We start from the raw sequence: 17,032 nt of genomic DNA on the forward strand, positions 1-17,032 counted from the left end.
GTCATCGGAGACCCGTACACCCATGCCCAACTACGCCGAATGCCACCGAGACCTGGACAGCTACATCTCCGCCCGGGTGCCGGTCATCTGCATGCGCACCATCGAGCAGCAGCGCGCCCTGCGGCTGGTGCGCACGGCCGCCACCCACGCGCGCCGCGGCAACATGCCGTTCTGGATATACACCCGGGCCACCGGACTGCGGGACCTGCGCACCAACAGCCCGCTGATGGACGACCGTTCGCTCACCGGGGCCATGGAGTACGCGGCCACCCAGTTCACCGCCCGCCCCAACGCCACCCTCATCCTCGTCGAGCCCGACGAGCTCGACGCCGACACCCCGCTGACCCGGCACATCGCCGAACTGGCCCGCCTCGCCGACACCAACATGGGCAGCATCATCCTGATCACCGACAGCCCGGTGTGGAGCGGCCTCCAGCGCCTGGGCATGAGCCTCCAGCTCGAACCGCCGGACGCCGACGAGATGTACGCGACGCTCTCGGCCTTCCTCGACGACCACCGGGGCCACATCCCGATCGCCTGGGACGAACAGGACATCCGCCGCGCGTCCGAGTTCCTCGTCGGCGTGACCGAGGGCGAGGCCATCAACCTGATGGCGACCGTCGCCGCCAAGGGGTCGGTGGAGGAGGGGGACGTCCTCGTCCTCGCCCAGTCCAAGGACCGCATCTTCAACGACCTGACCGGCCTGCAGAAGGTGCCGCTCAAGCCCGCCGACTACACGGTCGGCGGCCTGTCCAACCTCCGCGACTGGCTGCGGAGGCGCGGCCGGCTGCTCCAGGCCGACCTGCGCGCCACCGACCTGCGGCCACCGCGCGGGGTGCTGCTGGTCGGCGTCCCCGGCTGTGGCAAGTCGCTGTCCGCGAAGGCCATCGCCGCGCAGTGGCAACTTCCCCTGTACCGGCTGGACATGGGCTCCATCCACGGTAAGTACCTCGGCGAGTCCGAGGGCCGCTTCCGGGAGGCCCTGGAGACGGCCGACCGGGTCGCGCCGTGCGTGCTGTGGATCGACGAGATCGAGAAGGGCCTCGCCGGGGCCGGCGACGGCACGGGCGTCCCGCAGCGGATCATCGGGCAGTTCCTGTTCTGGCTCCAGGAGTCCCAGTCCCGCTCCTTCGTCGTGGCCACCGCCAACGACGTCCGCAGCCTGCCGCCGGAGTTGCTGCGCAAGGGCCGTTTCGACGAGCTGTTCTTCGTGGACCTGCCCGACGCCGAGGACCGCGCGGAGATCATCGGGATCTACTACCGGCGCTACCTGAAGACCGACCCCGACCCGGACCAGCTGGCCCGTCTCGTCGACCTGTCCGAGGGGTTCGCCGGCTCCGACATCGAGGCGGCCCTGCACGACGTCGGGGCCGAGGTCTACCTCGGGGGCGGTACGGAGAACCTCAAGCCCGCCTTCGTCCTGGACACCTTCGCCAACACGGTCCCGCTCAGCCGGAACAACCCCGAGCAGATCGAGGAGATCCGAGCCTGGGGCCGCGAGCGCGCGGTTCCGGCCGGCCGCGTGACGGCCGCCACCAGCCAGGGCCCCGCGGGCCCGGCCCGCCGGATCGTGTTCCTGGACGACTAGGGCGCCGGGGCGGTCAGGGCGCCGGACGACTAGGGGGTGTCCGGGGGCTTCGACTAGGGTCGGCGGGAGCACACACGACCATCGACCACGAGGAGCAGCCGTGAGCCGGCCGGCGTCCACCGTTCTGCAGCAGGAGATCGCCCGGGAACTCGAGGTGTCGGAGGCCTTCGACGCCCAGCGGGAGATCGAGCGCCGGGTGGCCTTCCTGACGGAACGGCTCACCTCCACCGGCCTGCGCTCCCTGGTGCTCGGGATCAGCGGGGGAGTGGACTCCACCACGGCGGGACGGCTCTGCCAGCTCGCCGTGGAACGGGCCCGCGAGGCCGGCCACGAGGCGACCTTCTACGCGATGCGGCTGCCCTACGGCGTCCAGGCCGACGAGCGCGACGCCCAGCTCGCCCTGGGCTTCATCCAGGCGGACCGGGTACTGACCGTGGACGTCAAGCCCGCCAGCGACGCCGCGCTGGAGGCCGCGCTCGCAGGCGGCACCGTCTTCCGGGACGCCCACCACCAGGACTTCGTCCAGGGCAACATCAAGGCCCGCCAGCGCATGATCGCCCAGTACGCGGTGGCCGGCGCCCACGACGGCCTGGTCGTCGGCACCGACCACGCGGCCGAGGCGGTCTCCGGCTTCTTCACGAAGTTCGGCGACGGCGCGGCCGACCTGGTCCCCCTCACCGGTCTGACCAAGCGCCGGGTCCGCGCCGTGGCCGACCTCCTGGGAGCCCCGGCCGAACTGGTCTGGAAGACCCCGACGGCCGACCTGGAGACCCTGGCCCCGGGCAAGGCCGACGAAGACGCCCTCGGCGTCACCTACGACGACATCGACGACTTCCTGGAGGGCAAGCCGGTCGACGAGCGCGCCTTCGACACGATCGTCCGCCGCTACCACCTCACGGAGCACAAGCGCCGGCTCCCGATCGCCCCGTAAGGCGGCCCGACGCCGGAGGGCGTGGGCGGTGGCCGGCCGCGGGAGCTAGCTCCCGCGGGGCTTGGTCTGCTGGACCGCCCAGCCGTTGCCGTCCGGGTCGGAGAAGTAGACGAACGAGCCCCAGGGCATGTCGATGATCTCGGTGACCTCGATGCCCCGCCCCTTGAGGTCGGCGTACGCCTCCTCGATGTCCGTGACCACGACCTGCATGTTGTCCAGGGAGCCCGGGGTCATCCGGGTGAGGCCCTTGCCGAGGGCGATCGAGCAGGCCGACCCGGGCGGGGTCAGCTGGACGAAGCGGACGTCCTCGCTCACCGTCACGTCGTGATCGGCATTGAAGCCGACCCGTTCGTAGAAGGCCTTTGCCCGGTCGACATCGGTGACCGGGACGGCTACCAGCTCCAGCTTGATGTCCATCGCCCACTCCAAGATCGTCAGGGGCCCGAGGGGACGGGCCCGTCGGCCATCATGCTCCCGTTGCCCGGGTCGCGCCGCCCGGCGCGGCGGCCTCGGCGGCTTTGGCGGCTTCGGCGCTGTCGGCCCCGTCCGCCGCCGCGAACTGGGTCCGGTACAGCTCCTCGTACCGGCCGCCCGCCGCCAGCAGCTCCGGGTGCGTGCCCCGCTCCACGATCCGGCCGTCCTCGACCACCAGGATCAGATCCGCCGCCTGTACGGTCGACAGCCGGTGCGCGATCACCACGGCCGTCCGGCCGGAGAGCGCCTCGGCCAGCGCCTCCTGCACCGCCGCCTCGGAGGTGGAGTCCAGGTGGGCGGTGGCCTCGTCGAGGATCACCACCCGCTGCCGGGCCAGCAGCAGCCGGGCGATCGTCAGGCGCTGCCGCTCCCCGCCCGACAGCCGGTACCCGCGCTCGCCGACCACCGTGTCCAGCCCGTCCGGCAGCGAGGCCACGAGGCCGTCCAGCCGGGACCGGCGCAGGGCCTCCCAGATCTCGGCCTCGTCCGCCCCGGGCCGGGCCAGCAGCAGGTTCGCCCGTACCGACTCGTGGAACAGGTGCCCGTCCTGCGTCACCATGCCCAGCGTCTCCCGGATGGATTCCGCCGTCAGGTCCCGTACGTCGATCCCGCCCAGCCGGACCGCGCCCGCGTCCGCGTCGTACAGCCTCGGCAGCAGCTGGGCGATCGTGGACTTGCCGGCCCCGGACGAGCCGACCAGGGCGATCATCTGCCCGGGCTCGGCGCGGAACGAGACGTCGTGCAGCACCGGCGTCCCGCCCCGCGTGTCCAGCGTGGCGACCTCCTCCAGCGAGGCCAGCGAGACCTTGTCGGCGGACGGGTAGCCGAAGGAGACCCCGTCGAACTCCACCGTCACCGGCCCGTCCGGCACCCGCCGCGCGTCGGGCTTCTGGGCGATCAGCGGCTTCAGGTCGAGGACCTCGAAGACCCGCTCGAAGCTCACCAGCGCGCTCATCATCTCCACCCGCGCGCCGGCCAGCGCCGTCAGCGGCGCGTAAAGCCGGGTCAGCAGCAGGGCGAGCGCGACGACGGCCCCGGCGTCCAGGGAGCCGCGCAGGGCGAAGTACCCGCCCAGGCCGTAGACGAGGGCCAGGGCCAGGGCGGAGACCAGGGTGAGCGCGGTGATGAAGGCCGACTGGGCCATCGCCGTGCGGATCCCGATGTCCCGCACCCGGGCCGCCCGGGCCGCGAACTCGGCGGACTCGTCGGCCGGCCGCCCGAACAGCTTGACCAAGGTGGCGCCCGGCGCCGAGAACCGCTCCGTCATCTGGGTCCCCATCGCGGAGTTCAGCGCCGCCGCCTCGCGCTGCATCGCGGCCATCCGCACGCCCATCCGCCGGGCCGGAAGGACGAAGACCGGCAGCAGGACGAGGGCCAGCACCGTGATCTGCCAGGAGATGCTCAGCATCACGGCGAGCGTCAGCAGCAGCGTCACCGTGTTGGCGACCACCCCCGACAGGGTGTTGCTGAAGGCCCGCTGCGCGCCGATGACGTCGTTGTTGAGGCGGCTGACCAGCGCCCCGGTCCGGGTCCGGGTGAAGAACGCCACCGGCATCCGCTGCACGTGGTCGAAGACGGCCGTCCGCAGATCCAGGATCAGACCCTCACCGAGGGTGGCGGACAGCCTGCGGGCCACCAGGCCGATCCCCGCCTCGGCGACCGCGATCACCGCGATCAGCAGCGCGAGCCGGGTCACCGTACCGGTCTCCCGGCCGTCGACGATCGCGGTGACGACCCGGCTGGCCAGCACCGGGGTGGCCACCGCCAGGAGCGCGGTCACCACGCTGAGCAGCAGGAAGAGGGCGAGGCCGCGGCGGTGCGGCCGGGCGAAGGCGGCGACCCGGCGCAGGCTCGCCCGGGAGAGCGGGTGCGGGCCCTGCCGGGCGTTGATCGCGTTGTGGAGCGAGGTCCACGCGGTGACTTCCATGTCCATGGCCCGCACGCTATGACCTCAACCAAACCTGAGGTCAAGGGTTCGCCCGAACGGGAACCTCCGGGACCTCCAACTCCCGCTCGTACGAGCGATGTTCGATGCCTCCTCCATTGTCGGTGCCCGGTGGCATCATCGGTCCATGACGCAGGGATCAGAGTCCACCCGCTCCGGCTCACGCACCACCGACAGCGTCCTCGACCGGTTCGAGCGGCTGGCCCGGGACGCCCCGGAGGCCTACGCGCTCATCGCCGGCCCCGCCAGCCTCACCTACGGGCAACTCGACGCGCGCGCAAACCAGTTGGCCCACCATCTGCTCGCCGCCGGACTGCCGCCCGGCGGCCTCGTCGCCCTCGGCACGGCCCGGCAGAGCGAACTCGTCGTCGCCCTCCTCGGCATCCTCAAGGCCGGCGGCCACGGCGCGGTCGTCGACGTCGAATCCGGCGTGGGCCAGCGGCAACTCGCCCACCTGGAGCCCTTCGCCGTGCTCACGCACGCCGCGCACCACCCCCGGCTGGACGACGGCCGCGGCCTGCGCTTCATCCGCCTCGACGCGGAAGCCGCCGCCATCGCCGCCCACCCGGCCGACCCGCCCGCCCGCGAGCCCGGGCTGCTCGCGCTGCGCACGCTCACCGGCGGCCCCGAACCCCGCTCCGTCGCCCTCACCCACGACACACTGCTCGACGCCTTCGAAGGCTGGTCCGAGGTGGCGCGGCTGACCCCGGCCGACCGCCACCTGATCACCGCCGGGCCGGACGCCACCGCCTTCGCCACCGGCTGGACCCGGGCCCTGTGCTCCGGTGGCGCCCTCGTGCTGCCCGAGCGCGGGCCCTGGACGGCCGGCGCGATCCGCCGCGCCGTCGAGACCGAGCAGGTCACCGTCGTCCACACCGATCCCGGCGGCGCCACCCAGCTGCTCGCCCGCGACGCCGGGGCGGTCGCCGCGCGTGAACTGCGCAAGCCCGACGCGGCCCTGAGACACCTGCGGCTGGTCACCGTCACCGGCGACCGCCTCTTCCTCGACGAGCAGGCCGACCTCCAGTCCCGGCTCCGGGCCGGAGCCCGCGTGCTGGGCGTCTACGGACTCGCCGAAACCGCCGGCACCGGCACCTGGTTCGACCTGGCGCAACTGCCCGCCCCGCAGGACGACCCCGAGCGGCGCGCGCTCATCGGTACCCCCTTCCCGGGCTTCCGCGCGGACCTCCGCGACGGCCAGATATGCCTGACCCCGCCCGGCGCCAAGGACGCGATCCCCACCGGGGACCTCGGCGTGCTCCGCCCGGACGGGCTCCTGGAGTTCGCGGGCCGCCGGCGCGACCGGCTCACCCTCGACACCGGCGAGTCCTTCGACCCGCACCCCGTCGAAGCGATGATCCGCACCCACCCGGGCATCGGCGGCGCCGTTCTGCGCATGGTCCGCGTCCCCGGCACCACGCGGGCGTCACGGCTGATCGCCTACGTCGCCCCACCGCCCGGCGCGCCGTCCCGCGTCCCCGCCCCGGACCCGGCGGACTCGCTGCCCGAGCTCGACGGGCTGCGCGAACACCTGAAGGGGAGGCTGCCCGGCCAGTGGGTCCCGCGCGAACTGATCCGGATGCGCTCCCTGCCCCGCAACCGGGCCGGCCAGGAGAACCGCAACGCCATGCCGCTGCCGCCGCGGCTCACCGACCCGGTGGACGTCGCCCGCGGCCGGGGCAAGGGTGCGGGCAAGTACACGAGCCCGCCCGCCGACCCCACGGTCCTCGTGCTGATCGGGATCTTCTGGGGCGCCGTCGCGGCCGTCGCGGCCGGATTCCTCTTCTTCATCCTCTCGAAGATCTTCTGGCCCGGCGCGACCGACCTCGCCGGCGTGCCGAGCCCCTGGGCGTTCCTGTTCTTCGTGCTCTACCTGTTCGAGGGGGCCGCCTTCGCCGCCGGAATCGCGTTCCTCGTGTGGGGCCGCGCCCCGATGCGGCGCCAGGGCCGCCCCCCAGGGGCCACGACGGCCGCGCACCTGGCGGCGGTCTACCTGCTCGTCGCCTGGTGGCCGCAGGACAACTTCTACCGGCTCGCCGCCAAACAGGACTGGCCGGTCCAGGCCGCCCTCGTCTACACCTTCAACATCCCCCTGATGATCGCGGGAGCCGTCGTGGCCTACTACCTCACCCTCAAGCCGGTCTCCCCGTTCGACTTCGACGACTGAGCCACCGCCGGGCGGGCGGCTCCGGCCGCTCCGGCCACCGCTCCCGCGCGAACCCCGCCACGGCCCCGAGGGCCCCTGCCCGTACCAGTGCCTCGGCCGCGTCCAGCGCTTCCACGCCGCGCGCGGCCACCAGCACGCCCAGCCAGGGCTCCGGTGCGAAGGCCGCCGTCGGGATCGCCGGCACGAACACCGCCCCGAGCGCGGCGCAGCGTCCGGCCAGGTCCGAGCACAGCTCCTCCAGCTGCGCCTCGGGCAGCCTGGCCCCCAGCTCCACCCGGTCCACCGTCCGTACGAAGTGCCCCGCGCCCCGCAGCGCGTCCAGCCGGGCCGCCACCATGAACGCGACGGACGGCCCGGTCAGGCGCAGGTTCGTCTCGGTCGGCGCGAGCCGCCCCGCCGCGTCGGCCACGAAGTCCACGTCGAACCAGCCCCGGTAGCCGCCGGCCGCCAGCTCCCGGCCCACCGCCTCTCCGAACGCCAGGAGCGACTTCTCCGCCCACCCGGGCACCACCCCGGGGCCCACCGTCGCGCCCCGGTACCCGGCCCCGGCCACCTCCATCACCGCCCCGCCGACCTCGTGGACGCGGCCCGCCCCGTCCACGAACCCGTCGTACGTCAGGTCCCGCGGCGCGTCCGACCCCGCCGGGCCCGCCACGTACTCCTCCACCAGCAGCGGCCCGCGCGGGAAGGCGCGCAGCACCGCCCGGGCCCCTCCCGCCTCCCGGACCCGCTCGGGCGTCACCACCGCGGTCCCCGAACCCCCGACGCCGTGGCGCGACTTCAACACCGTGCTCTGCCCGGCCCGCGCCCGCGCGGCCAGCAGCCGCACCGCCGCCCGCCGGGTGTCGGCCCGCCACTGCGCGGGGAGGACGATCCCCGGGTGCCCGCCGCCGTCGAGGATCCGGCCGAACAGGGCGTGCGCCGCGGACTTGGACTCGTAGCGCAGGTCACGCGGCCGCCAGGGCAGGCCCGCCAGCCGCGCGAACGGCTCGGTGCGCCCCCACGGTACGAGGGGCAGCCCGGCCCCCGTCACCTGCGCGGCCAGCGCCGGCCGGGCCCGGACGGCGTCCGACAACGCGCGGCCGCCCTCCGCCAGCCCGTCGTAGACCTCGGGCCCCTCCCACTCCAGTGCCCGCCCCACCCGCCGGACCCAGCTGTCCGGCACCACCCCGGGCAGTACGAGGACAGCCGGTTCGGGGCTGTAGAACGCGGCCAGGCAGGCGTAGTGGTGCGCGGCCCGCTGCTCCCGGTCCAGCGAGGCGTCCGCGAACTGGGCGTTGAACTCCGCGACGTTGCCCACGTGCACGGCGCGGCCGCCACCGGTCCACGCCCGCGCCCAGCCGGCCAGCGGGACGGGCGCCACCTCGAACCGGACGAGGTCGCTCCCGGTGGCCTCGGCCGACGGCACCGCGCCCATCGCCCGGTAGAACCCGGCCGCGTGCGGATCCGAGTCGACGACCAGCTCGCGGAAGCCCAGTTCCGCCGCCCGGCGCACCGCGTCCCGGTACAGGAGCCGCCCTACGCCCCGGCCGATCGCCGCCGGTTCCACGAACAGCAGCCCGAGCTCGCCCCGGGGCGCGCGGCCCTCCAGGGACGCGAGGCCGAGCACCGCCCCGTCCGCGTCCTCGGCCACCACGATCCGCCGGGCCGTCACCTCGGCGGCCCGGATCCGCAACTCCTGCGCGCAAGCGGCCAGGAACTCCGCGCCGTACCCCCAGTACGCCTTGGAGCGCCTCACGAGCCCGGTCAAGGCCTCCGCCTCGTCGGGTCGCGCGGCTCTGACCTTTGCCATGTCCTGACCTCCCCATGGTCCGCCGCAAGGCTGTGCGATAGATTCGGCCAGCCTCACAGCAGCACCTCACGTACGTCCACCCCCGCGGAGACAGGCTTCCCCCATGAGCGACATCATCAACGGACTCGGCCGCACCAGCGCGTTCGGCGCCCTCGGCCTGGTCCTGCTGATCCTCGGCATCGTCCTGGTGGACGTGCTGACGCCCGGGAAACTGCCGAAGCAGATTTGGGAGGACCGCAACCGCAACGCGGCCACCCTGCTCAGCTCCGCGCTCCTCGGCATCGGCGGCATCGTCTTCACCTCGATCTGGACGACGTACGACGACTTCGGCAAGGGCCTGCTGTCCACGGCGGCGTTCGGGCTGCTCGGCCTGATCCTGATGGCGGTGGCCTTCCTGGTGCTGGACTGGGTGACCCCCGGCAAGCTGGGCGCCATCGTGGTGGACCCGGAGCCGCACCCGGCGGTCTGGGTCTCCGCCGCCTGCAACCTGGCCGTCGCCGCCATCGTCGCGGCCTCGATCGCCTGACGACGCGCGCGCGTTCCACCGCGCCCGCACCACGAGAGCGCCGCTCCCCCGGGGAGCGGCGCTCTCGTCTCGTATCACCGCTCCTCGAAGCCGCCCGCCGCTACGCCAGACCCAGCGCGAACACCGCGAACCCCGCCGCCAGCAGCCCCGCCAGGGTCCGCCGCACCGCCGGGCTCCCGCGCCCCGCCGCCGGCGCGCTCTCGAACCGGCGCGCGTACCGGGCGATGCCCACCAGCAGCGCCGCGAACACCGGCAGCCACGCCAGCCGCACCGCGATCCAGCCCAGGCTGTCCGGGGCCGCCGTCAGCCCCGCCACCTCACCCACGAACGAGCCGGGAACCGCGGCCGCCAGCAGCGCCGTCTGGTGCCAGCACAGGATCGTCATGGCGCACAGGTTGACCACGACCACCGGCGCCCACAGCGCCGGCCGGGCCAGCAGCGCCGCCAGCCGGTCCCGCAGCAGGACCGCCGCCCCCGACTGCGCCGCCGCCAGCGCCAGGACCAGCAGCGACGGCGGGTGCGAGTTCGTGCGCACCTCACCCGGCACGCCCACCATCGACGCCGGGTAGTGGAACACCAGCAGCAGTACCGCGAACAGCGCCGCCCCGCCCGCCAGCAGCAGCCAGGCCCCGCGCCGCCCCATCCGCCGCTCGCCCCACGCAACGCCCAGCTGGTACGCGAACAGCCACCCCGGCAGCACGTTCACCACGGCCAGCCAGCCCGGCACCGAGTCGGCGAACGGCCCGTAGCGCAGGAAGTCCACCACGGCGACCGCCCCCAGCAGCGGGGCCGCCGCCCAGCCGCCCAGCCGGCGTGCCGCCCGTACGCAGTACGGGGTCAGCGCCGTGACCACCACGTACACCCCGACGAACCACAGCGGCTGGACCACCAGCTTCGCCCCGGTCCGCAGCGTGACCTCCGGCACCCCGGCCGCGTGCAGCACCGGCGCCGCCAGCGCCCACACCGCCGTGACCCCGAGCACCGGCCGCCCCAACCGGACGATCCGGCCCTTCAGCCAGGCCCCGGCGGAACCCGTACGCCGGTGGTAGGAGCCCACCGACGCGTATCCGCCCACGAGGAAGAAGACGCCTAGCATCTGGAGCAGCCAACTGGCCGGCGCCAGGCCCCCGAACGAGGACAGCGGGCTGGCGTTGTGCAAGGCGCCCTCGGAGTCCAGGGTGAACCCGCCGAGCAGCCAGTGCCCGGTCGGCACGGCCAGCAGCGCGAGGGCGCGCAGACCGTCGACCGCCCGGTCGCGGTGGGCGGGGGTCTGCCGCTCGATCCGCTCCGCGGTCGCCTTGAGCAGCGTCATCGTGCTCATCGGGCCGCCCCCTTCGCGATCTCGGCGAAGGCCGCCAGGGACTGGGTGCCGGGCGTGAAGTAGCCGGTGTGCCCCTGCACGTCGGCGGCGGGCACCCGGCGCGCCCCGAAGGCGGCGGAGACCGGGTCGGCGCCGTGTCCGAGCCCGGCGAACTCCACGTTCGGTATGTCGGAGATCCAGTCGGACGGCCCCCGGGCCGCCCACACCCGGGCCCCCGTGCCGAGATCCGCGACGTCGTCGGCGCGCATCCCGGGGGAGCCGAACACGACGATGTCCGAGGCGTCGGTGTGCCGGACCGCGAGCCCGCCGACCACCGAGCCGTAGCTGTGGCAGAACAGCACCGGGTCGGGCGCCCCGACCGCGTCGAGCCCGTCGGTGAACCGGGCCAGCCGCTTCGCACCGGCCGCCGCGAGCCGCCCGCCGGCCGCGTCCAGGCCGACGCCGACCGGGGTGGTGTAGCCGGTCCACGCCACCACCGCGGTGTCCCCGCCGGCCGCGGCGCGCAGCGACCGGGCCATCCCGGCCGGGCCGGTGTAGGGGGCGCGCTCCGCGTCGTACGTGGTGGCGTCGCTGTCCGAACCCGGAACGACCACCGAGACGTGCGCCGCCCGCTCCAGGTCCCCGAACACCTCGGCGACCTGGCCCCGGCCGCGCGGGTCGAACGCCAGGATCTGCCGGCCCCCGGCGGCGAGGGAGGCGTACCGCGCGTCACCGCTCGCGGCGACGGCGATCCGGTTCGCCTCGTACCGCAGGGTGAGCGGCGCCCCGTCCAGATTGCCCACCACCATCGGGTGGCGGCGCAGGAGTTCCCGGCGCTCCGTCTCGTCCAGACCGGCGAAGAACCGGGCGACCTCGTGCGGCGTCGCGCGCGCCGGATCGGGCAGCGGCCGCCCGGACACCGTGTCGGCCTGCCAGGCCGCGGTGCCCGGCGGGGGCCCGGTGACCGCCTGCTGGCTGTTCCCGGAGGCCCAGCCCGCGGTCCCCGCCACCACCGTCACCGCCAGTGCGGCCGTGACCAGCGTCCTTGCGAAGCGGCCCATGCCCCTTCTCCTCTCCTCGTGACGGGGGAGAAGGTAGGAAGGAGGTACCCGGCCGTACGTCGGACCGGGGAGCCAAGTCGGATGTCATACCCGGGTAGGGGGTGGAGGAGGCCGCCGGGGATTCAGGCAGCGGGCCGGACGGTGCGTCAGGCGCTGTCGCCCGGCCGCACCAGCCCCGCCTCGTACGCGAAGATCACCGCCTGCGCCCGGTCCCGCAGGTCCAGCTTGGCCAGCACCCGCCCGATGTGCGTCTTGACCGTCTGCTCCGCGACCACGAGGTGTCCGGCGATCTCCTGGTTCGACAGCCCGCGCGCGATCAGCTCCAGCACCTCGGTCTCCCGAGGGGTGAGCCCGTTCAGGCGCAGCGCCGGGTCCTTGCGCGGCGCCGGCCGCTGCTGGACGAAGTCCGCGATCAGCCGCCGGGTCACCGAGGGTGCCAGCAGCGCCTCGCCCGAGGCGACCACCCGGACCGCCGCGATCAGGTCGGCCGGCGGGGCGTCCTTGAGGAGGAATCCGGAGGCACCGGCGCGCAGCGCCTCGTACACGTAGTCGTCGATGTCGAAGGTGGTGAGCATCAGCACCTTCGGCCGGTGCACCACGCCCGGCGGGGGATCGAGGATCTCCCGCGCCGCCGTGAGGCCGTCCATCTCGGGCATCCGTACGTCCATCAGCACCACGTCCGGGTGCACGGTGCGGGAGACCTGCACGCCCTGCCGGCCGTCGGGGGCCTCGCCCACCACGTCGATGTCGGCCTGCGCGGACAGCAGCGCGGCGAACCCCGCGCGCACCATGGCCTGGTCGTCGACGATGATCACGCGGATGGTCAACTGGCGTCCTTGGGCTCGGTCAGCGGCTCGGTCAGCGGCAGGCGGGCGGCGACCCGGAAGCCGCCGTCGGGCAGCGGGCCGGTGTCCAGCGTCCCGCCCGTCAACCGTACGCGCTCCCGCATCCCCACGAGCCCGTGCCCCGTACCCGAACCCTCCAGCGCCACCACCGCGTCCCGGGCCGGGCCGTTGACCACGAGGACGAGTACCTCCGCCGCGTCGTACGTCACCGAGACCCGGGTCTCGGCACCCGGAGCGTGCCGCACCACATTGGCCAGCGCCTCCTGCACGATCCGGAACGCCGACAGGTCCACGGCGGGAGGCGCCGCCTCGGACACCCCGGCCGCCAGCGACAACTCCACCGGCTGCCCGGCCCGTACGGTCGCCTCCACCAGCTGCTGGAGCCGGTCGAGCCCCGGCTGCGGGGCCCGCTCGCCGCCCGGCCCCTGCGACCCGTCGCCGCGCAGGACCGTCAGCAGCCGCCTCATCTCGCCCAGCGACTCCCGGGCGCTCGCCGCGATCGCCGCGAACTCCTCCCGCACCGGCTCCGGCATGCCGGGCAGCCGGTACGGCGCGGAGTCCGCCTGCACGGTGATCACCGACATGTGGTGCGCCACCACGTCGTGCAACTCCCGCGCGATCCGGGCCCGTTCCTCCAGCAGCGTGCGCCGGGACCGCTCGGCCTCGCTGATGCTCTCCTGCTCGGCGATCCGCTGCTGGGCGTCACCGAGCCCGCGCAGCGCGCCCGTCAGCGCCAGCACGACCCCGCTCAGCACGAACAGCAGCGCCACGGTGGTCATCACGCCCTCGGGCTGGGAGAACCCCAGCACCGTCCCGACCGCGCCGGTCACCAGCCACACCCCGACCAGCGTCCGGATCGACTCGCGCAGCCCGAGGCACGCCATCAGCGCCAGGTACCCGACGATGACCATCGGCGTCCACGGCCAGGCGTGCCCGGCCACCTGATCGGCGCGGATCAGCAGCATCGCCCCGAGCGTGTCCGCCACCAGGATCAGGCCCCACGCCGCCAGCGGCCGCGTCACCGCCAGCAGCAGCGGTACCGTCTGGGCCACGCCCAGCGCGCCGGCCCAGCCGCCGCCCGCCTTGTAGTCGTTGGTCAGCACCGCGATGGTCGTGGGCAGCAGCGAGACGACGAAGAGCCCCATCACCACGTACGGCAGCCCCCGCTGCCACGCCTTGGGCGCCCGCGCGAACAGCGGCTCCGCCGCCCGCGCGGGCGTACGCAGCACCACCGACAGCCGGGGCATCGCGCGCGGCTCCCGCGCGGAGGGGGCGGGGGTACGGGCTCGATCGCTCATGATCGGTCCAGCCTAAGCGGGACCGGACCCCGGGGGAGGGCGGCGGGGTGTACGGATAGGCTGCGCGCATCGGGGCGATCACGGGGGAGAGCCGGAACACATGGGCGGGGCGGCCGCACTCGAGAAACTGGTGCCGGTACTGCTGGCCTTCGGCGGCGGGGCGCTGCTCGCGCGCCGCAAGGCCGTCCCGGCCGAGGCCTCCAAGGCCTTCGCCGACTACGCCTTCCTCTTCGCCGTCCCCTGCTACCTCTTCGGCAACATCTACACCAGCGACCTCGGCGCCCTCTTCGACTGGCGGGCGATCGGCGGCTACGCGGCCACCGCCGCCCTCGCGGTGCTCGCGGTCGCCGTGGCCGCGACCGCCGGCGGGATACGGGAGCCGCGCGCCGTGGCGCTGCGCGTGATGGCCTCGGTCCAGGTGAACACCGCCTACTTCGCCGTCCCCGTGTTCATCACCGTGTTCGGGACGGCCGCCCCGATCTTCCCGGTGCTGCTCTTCCAGGTCTGCGTGCTGTCCCTGGTCGTCATCTCCATCATGGAACTCGGCCGCGCGGGTCCCGCCGCCGGCGGCCCCGGCGCCCGGCTCGCGCGGGCCGTCGGAGCCTCCCTGGCCACGCCGCTGGTCCTCGCCTGCAACGCCGGGATCCTGCTCAACCTGCTGTCGGTGCGGGTCCCGGCGGTCGTGCTGGACGGGGCGGCGTTCGTCGGCGACAGCGCCTCCCCGGTCGCCCTGTTCGCCCTCGGTCTCCACCTGGGCGGGCAGGGCCTGGACATCCGGGGCACCTCGCGGGAGGAGATGGCCCTGATCACCTTCAAGTGCCTGGGCTTTCCGCTGCTGGCCTGGGTGGTGTGCGGGGCGCTGTTCGACGTACCGGGGCAGTGGCTCGCGTACCTCGTGCTGATCGCGGCGATGCCGACGCCGCAGAACCTGTTCGTCTTCGCACAGCGCTACGACGTGGGCGTGGACCTCTCCGCCTCGATCGTGATCAAGTCCTCAGTGGTTTCCCTGGTGTTGCTGCCCCTCTGGCTGCATACGGTGGCCTCATGAGCGATTCGAACTGGGCGCCGGCCACCCTCGCCCCCGCCACACTGGGCCTGCTGGCCGCCTGGGCCGTGCACGACCTGGAGGAGGTGGTCGCCGTGCCGAGCTGGTCCCGCACCCGGGTACCCGTGCTGCGCGAGCGCCACCCCCGCGTTCCCGACCGGGTCTGGCGGCGCCTCGAAGACATCGACGCCCGCGAGTTCGCCACCGCAGTCGCCGTCATGGGCGTCGTGGTCGCGGCGGCCGCCGCCGACGGGTACCGCACCGGGGGCCGTTCGGCCTTCTACCAGAGCGCCCTCAACGGGTTCGGCCTGCACGGCGTCGTCCACCTCGCACAGGCCGCCGCGACCCGCGGCTACACTCCGGGCGTGGCCACCTCGCCGCTGATCGTCGTCCCGTTCACCCTCTGGGCCCGCGGCCGGCTGCGGCGCGCCGGGGTGCTGCGGCCGACGCGCGCCCGGGACCTGGCGCGGGGTCTCGGGCTGGCCGGCGCGGCCACCGTGGCCGCGCATGCCGCGGCCCGGCGGATCCGGCGCGGCCCGTGCGGCCGGGGCGGTCAGGACGGCCGGGTCGGTCAGGTCGGCCCGGTCGGTCCGTAGGCGTACAGAGAACGAGGCGCCTGCCGCTTCCCCGGCGGGTTCCGCTCGTTGACCGGGCATGGAGCTGCCGACCATCGCGGCGCCCGGCGTCGGTGAACGGGCCGACGCCGCGGCCGATGCCGCCTGCCACCTCTACGACGCCGTCGCGCCCTGGCGCGCCCGCGAGCCCGGCGGCTGGAGCCGGACCGCCGCCGAGGACGCCGCCGAGGCCATCGAGACCACCGCCCACGCCCTCGCGCACGTCCACCCGCGCGCCGAGGTCATCCTGGCGCCCGTCCACGTCGCCCTCGCCGACCTGCGCCGCCAGCTCGCGCTGCCGCCGCCGGACGCGCTGACCGCCGAGGGGCTTCCCGCGACCCCGCGTACGGTCGGCAACCCGCGCCGGACCCGGTGGGTGCGGGTGGTCACGCTCCCCGAGCCCCGGCAACAGCGCTCTCGTACAACCTCCTGACCTCCTGGCCGAAGTAGGAGCTGTACGAGGTGTCGGGCGTGGTCCCGCCGGTCTTCCAGCCGCCGATGACCCCGACCACCTCGCCGGTCTCGGTCTGCGGGTCGTAGTGCGCCAGGAAGGGGCCGCCGCTGGTCCCGCCGGGGTACCCGGTGCAGTCGATCCGGAGAAACGATCCGGGGCTGCCGGGGTCGGTGCTGGTGAACTTGGTCGTCCGGTTCTGGCAGCGGCGCGGGCGCGCGGCCGTCGCCGGGTAGCCGATCAGCTCGACCCGCGCGTGCGTGTAAGTGGCCCCGGTGACGAGCCGGTTCGCGCCGACCACGTCCTCCACCCGCCAGCCCTCGGCGTCCGGGCCGACCTGGGCGAACGCCACGTCCAAGGTGGCCGCCCGGTCCGGCCCCTCGCGGGGGTAGCGCGGGTCGATCCACACCTTCGGGCGCCCGTTCGCACCCCGCAGGACCGGGAACATCCCGTACGGCTGCGGGTTCGCGCGCGTGTACAGCGGTACGAAGGCCACCTGGCGGGAGTCGGGGCCGAGCAGGCAGTGCGCCGCGCTCAGCACCATGTCGTGGCCGGGGGAGGCGACCACGCTCGCCGTGCAGAAGTAGGCGCCGGCGCCCTTCATGACGAACATCCGGCCGACGACCGGGATGCCGTCGAAGTTCTCGCCGACCCCGGCCTTGGGTCCGGGGGTCTCGGGCAGCCCGGGGTTGACGGGCTCGGCGGCCGCCATCCGCTCGGGCGTCCAGAACGCCTCGGCCTCCCGCGCGGACCACGCCGTGGCGGCGGCCTGTACGGTCCCGGCGGCCCGCGCGGCGGCGGCCGTCTGCGGGGGCGCGACGGCCCGCGCCGTGCCGGCGCCGCCGGTTCCGGCCCCGGCCACCGGCAGCGGCCCGCCGACCAGCATCAGCGCGGCCGTGGCCAGCGCCACCGTCAACGTGCGTCGCATTCGTGGTGCTCCATTCGTCTTCGTCGCGGACGTGGCTGGTGCCGTGGCCGGAAGGGTCCACCGGGTC

At 74.4% G+C, this 17,032-nt stretch carries 15 protein-coding genes; 7 read left to right on the forward strand and 8 right to left on the reverse strand.

Features of this window, described 5'->3' with window-relative positions:
• The first annotated feature begins 22 nt into the window (after positions 1-22).
• Positions 23-1,588 (forward strand): AAA family ATPase, encoded by a 1,566-nt coding sequence (locus OG982_RS29385; RefSeq protein ID WP_266781622.1) that lies wholly within the window; start codon positions 23-25, stop codon positions 1,586-1,588.
• A 100-nt stretch (positions 1,589-1,688) separates the two neighbouring features.
• On the forward strand, positions 1,689-2,519 hold the full coding sequence (gene nadE, locus OG982_RS29390; RefSeq protein ID WP_266949813.1) for an ammonia-dependent NAD(+) synthetase: 831 nt from the start codon (positions 1,689-1,691) through the stop codon (positions 2,517-2,519).
• Positions 2,520-2,564: 45 nt separating this feature from the next.
• Here the strand turns inward: nadE and OG982_RS29395 are convergent, their stop codons facing one another.
• Positions 2,565-2,936 carry a VOC family protein gene (locus OG982_RS29395; protein ID WP_266781618.1) on the reverse strand — a complete coding sequence of 124 codons (372 nt, stop codon included), beginning with the start codon at positions 2,934-2,936 and terminating at the stop codon, positions 2,565-2,567.
• Between the two features lie 49 nt (positions 2,937-2,985).
• Complete coding sequence (locus OG982_RS29400) at positions 2,986-4,926, reverse strand: ABC transporter ATP-binding protein (protein ID WP_266949814.1); 1,941 nt, start codon at positions 4,924-4,926, stop codon at positions 2,986-2,988.
• 139 nt (positions 4,927-5,065) lie between these two features.
• Between OG982_RS29400 and OG982_RS29405 the strand changes: the two genes are divergently transcribed.
• Positions 5,066-7,105 (forward strand): AMP-binding protein, encoded by a 2,040-nt coding sequence (locus tag OG982_RS29405; protein WP_266949816.1) that lies wholly within the window; start codon positions 5,066-5,068, stop codon positions 7,103-7,105.
• Here OG982_RS29405 and OG982_RS29410 read toward each other — a convergent pair.
• The gene (locus OG982_RS29410; RefSeq protein WP_266949817.1) at positions 7,071-8,897 is read right to left on the reverse strand and encodes a GNAT family N-acetyltransferase; all 1,827 of its coding nucleotides are present in this window, start codon (positions 8,895-8,897) and stop codon (positions 7,071-7,073) included. The two genes, OG982_RS29405 and OG982_RS29410, sit on opposite strands and share 35 nt — an antisense overlap.
• A gap of 103 nt (positions 8,898-9,000) precedes the next feature.
• Here OG982_RS29410 and OG982_RS29415 point away from each other — a divergent pair, with 103 nt between their 5' ends.
• Positions 9,001-9,423, forward strand: a complete 423-nt coding sequence (locus OG982_RS29415) for a DUF350 domain-containing protein (protein ID WP_266781609.1) — start codon at positions 9,001-9,003, stop codon at positions 9,421-9,423.
• Between the two features lie 100 nt (positions 9,424-9,523).
• Here OG982_RS29415 and OG982_RS29420 read toward each other — a convergent pair whose 3' ends face one another.
• From OG982_RS29420 to OG982_RS29435, 4 genes are all read right to left on the reverse strand, one after another.
• Positions 9,524-10,744, reverse strand: coding sequence for an acyltransferase (locus tag OG982_RS29420; RefSeq protein WP_266781607.1), 1,221 nt, complete (start codon positions 10,742-10,744; stop codon positions 9,524-9,526).
• The gene (locus tag OG982_RS29425; RefSeq protein WP_266781605.1) at positions 10,741-11,784 is read right to left on the reverse strand and encodes an alpha/beta hydrolase; all 1,044 of its coding nucleotides are present in this window, start codon (positions 11,782-11,784) and stop codon (positions 10,741-10,743) included. Before OG982_RS29425 ends, OG982_RS29420 begins: the two co-directional genes overlap by 4 nt.
• A gap of 146 nt (positions 11,785-11,930) precedes the next feature.
• On the reverse strand, positions 11,931-12,611 hold the full coding sequence (locus OG982_RS29430) for a response regulator transcription factor (protein ID WP_266781603.1): 681 nt from the start codon (positions 12,609-12,611) through the stop codon (positions 11,931-11,933).
• Entirely contained in the window at positions 12,608-13,927 is a 1,320-nt protein-coding gene (locus OG982_RS29435) for a sensor histidine kinase (RefSeq protein WP_266949818.1), read from the reverse strand. Before OG982_RS29435 ends, OG982_RS29430 begins: the two co-directional genes overlap by 4 nt.
• Before the next feature lie 100 nt (positions 13,928-14,027).
• Here OG982_RS29435 and OG982_RS29440 point away from each other — a divergent pair, with 100 nt between their 5' ends.
• Genes OG982_RS29440 through OG982_RS29450 form a run of 3 tightly spaced genes read left to right on the forward strand, consistent with a single transcriptional unit; the run spans position 14,028 to position 16,019 of the window.
• A complete protein-coding gene (locus tag OG982_RS29440) occupies positions 14,028-14,975 on the forward strand; it encodes an AEC family transporter (protein ID WP_266949819.1) in 948 nt (315 codons plus the stop codon).
• Positions 14,972-15,568 carry an HXXEE domain-containing protein gene (locus OG982_RS29445; protein ID WP_266949820.1) on the forward strand — a complete coding sequence of 199 codons (597 nt, stop codon included), beginning with the start codon at positions 14,972-14,974 and terminating at the stop codon, positions 15,566-15,568. The genes OG982_RS29440 and OG982_RS29445 overlap by 4 nt, the downstream gene beginning before the upstream one ends.
• Before the next feature lie 58 nt (positions 15,569-15,626).
• A complete protein-coding gene (locus tag OG982_RS29450; RefSeq protein ID WP_266781597.1) occupies positions 15,627-16,019 on the forward strand; it encodes a hypothetical protein in 393 nt (130 codons plus the stop codon).
• Here the strand turns inward: OG982_RS29450 and OG982_RS29455 are convergent.
• Positions 15,973-16,965, reverse strand: a complete 993-nt coding sequence (locus tag OG982_RS29455) for a hypothetical protein (protein WP_266781595.1) — start codon at positions 16,963-16,965, stop codon at positions 15,973-15,975. The genes OG982_RS29450 and OG982_RS29455 overlap by 47 nt on opposite strands.
• Positions 16,966-17,032 lie beyond the last annotated feature (67 nt).

It is taken from the genome of Streptomyces sp. NBC_01551, assembly GCF_026339935.1.
Taxonomy (GTDB): domain Bacteria; phylum Actinomycetota; class Actinomycetes; order Streptomycetales; family Streptomycetaceae; genus Streptomyces.